This is a genomic window from Streptomyces fuscigenes, assembly GCF_021556455.1.
In the GTDB taxonomy this organism is placed as follows: domain Bacteria; phylum Actinomycetota; class Actinomycetes; order Streptomycetales; family Streptomycetaceae; genus Streptomyces; species Streptomyces fuscigenes.
Genome location: NZ_JAKGCV010000409.1, coordinates 1 through 4930 on the forward strand (window position 1 = coordinate 1; position 4930 = coordinate 4930).

Annotated in this window: 3 protein-coding genes; 1 reads left to right on the top strand and 2 read right to left on the bottom strand. The window is 76.2% G+C overall.

Features of this window, described 5'->3' with window-relative positions:
- Together L1885_RS23495 and L1885_RS23500 are read right to left on the bottom strand one after the other, a co-directional pair.
- On the bottom strand, positions 1–797 hold a 797-nt coding region (locus L1885_RS23495), incomplete at its 3' end, for a coiled-coil domain-containing protein (protein ID WP_235799166.1).
- A 356-nt stretch (positions 798–1153) separates the two neighbouring features.
- Positions 1154–2266, bottom strand: a complete 1113-nt coding sequence (locus L1885_RS23500) for an alpha/beta hydrolase (RefSeq protein ID WP_235799167.1) — start codon at positions 2264–2266, stop codon at positions 1154–1156.
- A gap of 704 nt (positions 2267–2970) precedes the next feature.
- On the opposite strand from L1885_RS23500, the gene L1885_RS23505 reads away from it, so the two are divergent.
- The coding region (locus L1885_RS23505) for a phosphatidylglycerol lysyltransferase domain-containing protein (protein ID WP_235799168.1) at positions 2971–4930 on the top strand (1960 nt) is incomplete at its 3' end.

Here is a 4930-nt window from a genome sequence, read left to right on the forward strand (position 1 = left end):
GCCGCGGGCGCCCCCGACGCCTGAGGCGCCGACGCCTGCTCGGCCGTGGCCGCCTGCCGCCCGCCTCCGCTCGCGCGGTCCCCGGCGTCCGGCCCGCCGGCCGGTTCGGTCCGGGGGACCGTCCGCGAAGCGGCCGGAGTGAGCGCCGTGCCACTGCCGCCGGCCGTCTCCCCGCCGGCCGCCGCCCGGGCCGCGCCGCTCTCCACCGCGCGCCGGGCACGCGGCGCGGGAAGCGCCGCCTGCCGGGCGCCGTTCGCCGCGAGTTCGTCCAGTGCCCTGCTCGCCATCAGGAACGCGGACGGGGTCGGCGTACCGCCCGCCGCCAGCGCCCTGGGCTCCGCGGTGGCCTCGATCGCCAGCCTGCGGCGGCCTTCGAGGGCGCTCGCGCGCTCCGTCTCCGCCGTCGCGTACCGGCGCAGCAGCGCCGCGTGCTCGCCGCGCAGCCGGGCCAGCTCCACCCGCTTGGCGCGGAGCTTTCCCTCCAGGCGGGTGCGGATCTCCCGGGCCTCGTCGACGTCGGCCTCGAGCTCCGCGACCCGCTCGTCGGTCTTCCACTGGTCGCTCTCGCGAGCGCGCGTCAGCTCCGCGACCCGGCGGCCCGCTTCGCGGTCCCACGCCCGCATGACGACCGCACCGGCCAGGGCGGCCACGCCGGCCACCACCGCGAGCCCGCGCAGGACGAGCGGATCGGCGATCGCCCAGACACCTCCCGCACACACGACGGCGACCGTGGCGACGGCGCTCGGCGGCATGAACTGGTGGAGGGGCGGCGAATGGCGGTGGCGTCCACGTGGCATGGCTCGAAATTTACCGCGCCGATGGGCCGAACGGGTGTGAGGGGAGGTAACTTTGCCGGTCCGTTTTCGGGACCTTCACCCGCGCCCCGCCGAACCCGGACACGATCGCCCGCCCGGCCCCGTCCGGCCGGCCCCCGGTGCGCGCGGCCGAGGGCCCACGAAGCCTTACCGGCAGGGGACTTGGGCGGGAAGCACACCGTGGCCGGCCCGGATCCGCGCGGTGTGCGCGCCGCTTCGCCGGGGCGACGCACAACGGACGCGCGGCAACCGCCCCTTGTGCCTCCCGCCCGTCCCGCGCGGCGCCGCGGCCCGTGGGGCGGCCTCGGCCCGTGGGGCGCCCGGGTCCGGGCGGCGCCTCAGCCCACGCGGCGGCCGAGCCACACCAGGGCCGCGGGGATCTCGCGCTTCCACGTGTTGTAGTTGTGCCCGCCGTCCGGAAGGATGATCGAAGAGACCCGCGCGGGCGCGCGCACGGCGCTGATGAAGCGACGGGTCTCGGCCAGGTTCCGTTCGCCGTGCAGTGTGCTGGTCACCAGCATCGACGTCGACGGCGGCGTCTCGTGGCGCAGCAGCCACACCAGGTCGGCGTGCCGGCGCAGCGACTCGTCGCCGTGGAACAGGTCGCCGGTGGTGGGGTCTTCGGCCGCCTTGTAGTCGGCGGCGAGGCCGACGGCCGCACCGAAGTCGTTCGGATGGTGCATCGCGATCTTCAGCGCGCAGTAGCCGCCGGTGGAGTCCCCCATGATCCCCCAGTGCGTCAGGCCCGGCCCGACGCGGTAGGAGTGCGTGATCACGTCCGGGATGTCGCGGGCGAAGTACGTCTCCGTCCGCGGCCCGTGGGGCACGTCCACGCACTCGGTGTCGCGCGGCGGGGCGACCGTGGGGCGCAGCATGACGAGCACCATCGGCTCCATGCGGTGCGCCGCGGCCTGGGCCTTGGCGATGGCCGGGTAGTCGAGCCGCGAGACCAGGGCCTTCGCGGAGCCCGGATAGCCCGTCAGCACGATGGCCGCCGGGAACAGGTGGTGCGCGTAGCGGGGCTGGAAGTACTCGGGCGGCAGGTACACGTACGCCGCGCTGACGATGTGGCTGCGCGGCCCCGCGATGGCGGTCTCCCGCACGAGCCCGTCGCGCGCGGGCCGGGCGCCGCTCGGCAGGTCGGCGCTGATCGGGCGCTGCACGGCCGCGACCGTGCCCGACGGGTCCGTGTCGTGCACGAGGACCGTGCCCATGCCCGTCTCGCGCCCCAGGAGGTCGTCCCAGGACGCGTAGAACAGGAAGGACCGGTTGGCCGCCAGCGCGACGGCGGCGAAGATCGCCACCTGGGTCGCGAACAGCAGCCCCACCCTCCCGGACACCGGCCGCACCCCGCGCCCGGCGAGCCGCGGCCACCGCCACACGGTGACGGCGAACAGCGCCACGGCCGCCAGCACCGCCACGGCCAGGACCTTGTGGCTGGTCAGACCCATGTTCGAAGACCCCCTCCTCAGTGAACTTCCCCGCCCGATGAACCCGCTCCGTCAAAGCCCCGTCATAGGAAACACATGCAGTCCGGCCGCCGCTCGGCGGTGGAGCGCCGGGCACGACGACCACCGGACGACTACGGGAAGCGACGGCTGTGCCGGTAGATGGGGACAAATCAGCATTGGTTCCGTTCGGGACCCCGGACCACTCCGGACGGGGGACGAACGGCGGGCCCGAAGTCCGTGCCGAGGGAGGTCGCGGAACCCGTGCCGAGGGGCCGCGCCGCGCGGGCCCGGACGCACCCGCCACCGCCGCCCCTGCACCCGGCGCTCCCCCGTCCGACCCGGCAGACGCCTCCGATCCGGCAGACGCATCCGACCCATCAGACACATCCGATCCAGCAGATCCGTCCCGCCGCAGGGATCCGAAAGCCCCGAAAGCTCCGACGGCCCCCGCGGGCACGGCAGGCACGGCACGTACGCCGTCCGCAGCAGCACCGCCGACCGCAGCAGCGGCAGCAGGCACAGCGGGCGCAGCAGGCACGGCAGGCGAACGCGCCCCCGTGTCCCCGCCGAGCCCGCCGGGCGCGCGGCGCGCCCCGGCCGGCACCCCGTCAGGCCCGGCCCGCACCACGTCGGGCGCCTCGGCGACCTCCTCGGGCGCCTCCCGGGCGGCCCGCCGGTGGGCGCCGTGGCCCGCGCCCCGCACCGTGCCCTCGTTCATCGGGACGGCGTGCACGCTCGTCGCCCTCGTGAACCTGGCGTCCGGCATCTTCCCCCGCTTCCGGCACAGCCGCATACACGCCCTCGCGGAGGTGCTGCCCGGCGCGCTCGGCCCGTTCGCCGCCGCGTTCGCCGTCAGCGTCGGGGTGCTGCTGATGTGCCTCGCGCACGGACTCAAGCGGCGCAAGCGGCGCGCCTGGCGGGCGGCCGTGGTGCTGCTGCCGACGGGCGCCGTGGCCCAGCTCCTGTACCGGCACTCACTGCTGGGCGCCCTGGTCTCGCTGCTGCTGCTCGCGCCGCTGATCGCCCACCGCGCGCAGTTCGCGGCGCTGCCCGACCCGCGGGGGCGGTGGACGCCGGTGACGAACTTCCTGCTGATGGGGGCGGGCTCCATCGGCCTCGGCCTGATCGTCGTGAGCGCGCATCCGCACCGCACGGTCGGCAGCCCGACGTTCGGTGAGCGCCTGGAGCACGTCGTGTTCGGGCTGTTCGGCTTCGAGGGCCCGGTGGCCTACCGAGGTCCCACGGACAATGTCGTCGCGTACACGCTCGGCTCGCTGGGCCTGCTGACCGCCCTGACCACCGTCTATCTGGCGCTGCGCCCCGAGCACCCCGCGGCGCGGCTGACCGCGGACGACGAGCGCCGGCTGCGGGACCTGCTGGCCCGGCACGGCGGGCGGGACTCGCTCGGCCACTTCGCGCTCCGCCGCGACAAGGGGGTCGTCTTCTCCGGCAGCGGCAAGGCGGCCGTGTGCTACCGCGTGGTCTCCGCGGTGATGCTCGCGAGCGGCGACCCGATCGGCGACGTGGAGGCCTGGCCGGGGGCCATCGAGCGGTTCATGGAGACGGCCGAGGCCCATTCGTGGATTCCCGCCGTCATGGGGTGCAGCGAGACGGGCGGCGAGGTGTGGACGCGCGAGACGGGCCTCGACGCGCTCGAACTCGGCGACGAGGCCGTCGTCGAGGTGGCCGACTTCTCGCTGGGCGGGCGCGCCATGCGCAACGTGCGGCAGATGGTGAAGCGGGTGGAGCGGGCCGGGTACGAGACCCGGGTGCGCCGGGTGCGGGACGTGCCCGCCGCGGAGCTCGACCGGATCCGGCGGGCCTCGGCCGAGTGGCGGGGCAGCGGCACGGAGCGCGGGTTCTCCATGGCGCTGGGCCGCATCGGCGACCCGGGCGACGGCGACGCGGTGATCGCCACCGCCCACCGCACCGCGCCCGGGCCGGTACGGGAGCCCGCGACCGGTGCGCCCGGCGCGGCCGGAACGCCCGCAGCGCACGGGCAACCGAACGGACGGGCGGCTCCGGGCGCGCCGGCCGCGGCACCGGAGCCGTACGGGGACCTGAAGGGCGTCCTGCACTTCGTGCCGTGGGGCGACGACGGGATCTCCCTCGACCTGATGCGCCGCGACCGCTCCGCCGACCCCGGGCTGAACGAGCTGCTGATCGTCGCCACGCTCCAGGCCGCGCCGGGGCTGCGGGTGCGGCGGGTCTCGCTGAACTTCGCGATGTTCCGCTCGGTGCTGGCCCGCGGGGAACGGCTGGGCGCGGGCCCGGTGCTGCGCGGCTGGCGGGGGACCCTCGTCTTCCTCTCGCGCTGGTTCCAGATCGAGTCGCTCTACCGCTTCAACGCGAAGTTCCAGCCGCGCTGGGAGCCCCGCTTCCTCGTCTTCCGCGGCAGCCGGGACCTGCCCAGGATCGGCCTCGCCGCCCTTCAGGCGGAGGGCTTCCTCACGCTTCCCCCGCGCGGGTTCGCCCGGGTGGCCGACGCGGAGCCGTGCGCCCACGCGCCGGGCGGCGCCACGCCCGGCCGTCCGGCGGGATTCGCGTCCGCGCAAGCACGTCCGCGCGGGAGCGGGGACGCGCGTCCGGACGGTGGCGGGGACGGTCGCGGGGAGCGGCGCGGGGCCGGGCCCCGGGGCGGGCGGGAGGGCGGTCCCGGGCCCG

Coding starts and splice junctions, on each gene's coding strand:
- L1885_RS23500 (WP_235799167.1), bottom strand. CDS start 2,266: ATGGGTCTGACCAGCCACAAGGTCCTGGCCGTGGCGGTGCTGGCGGCC.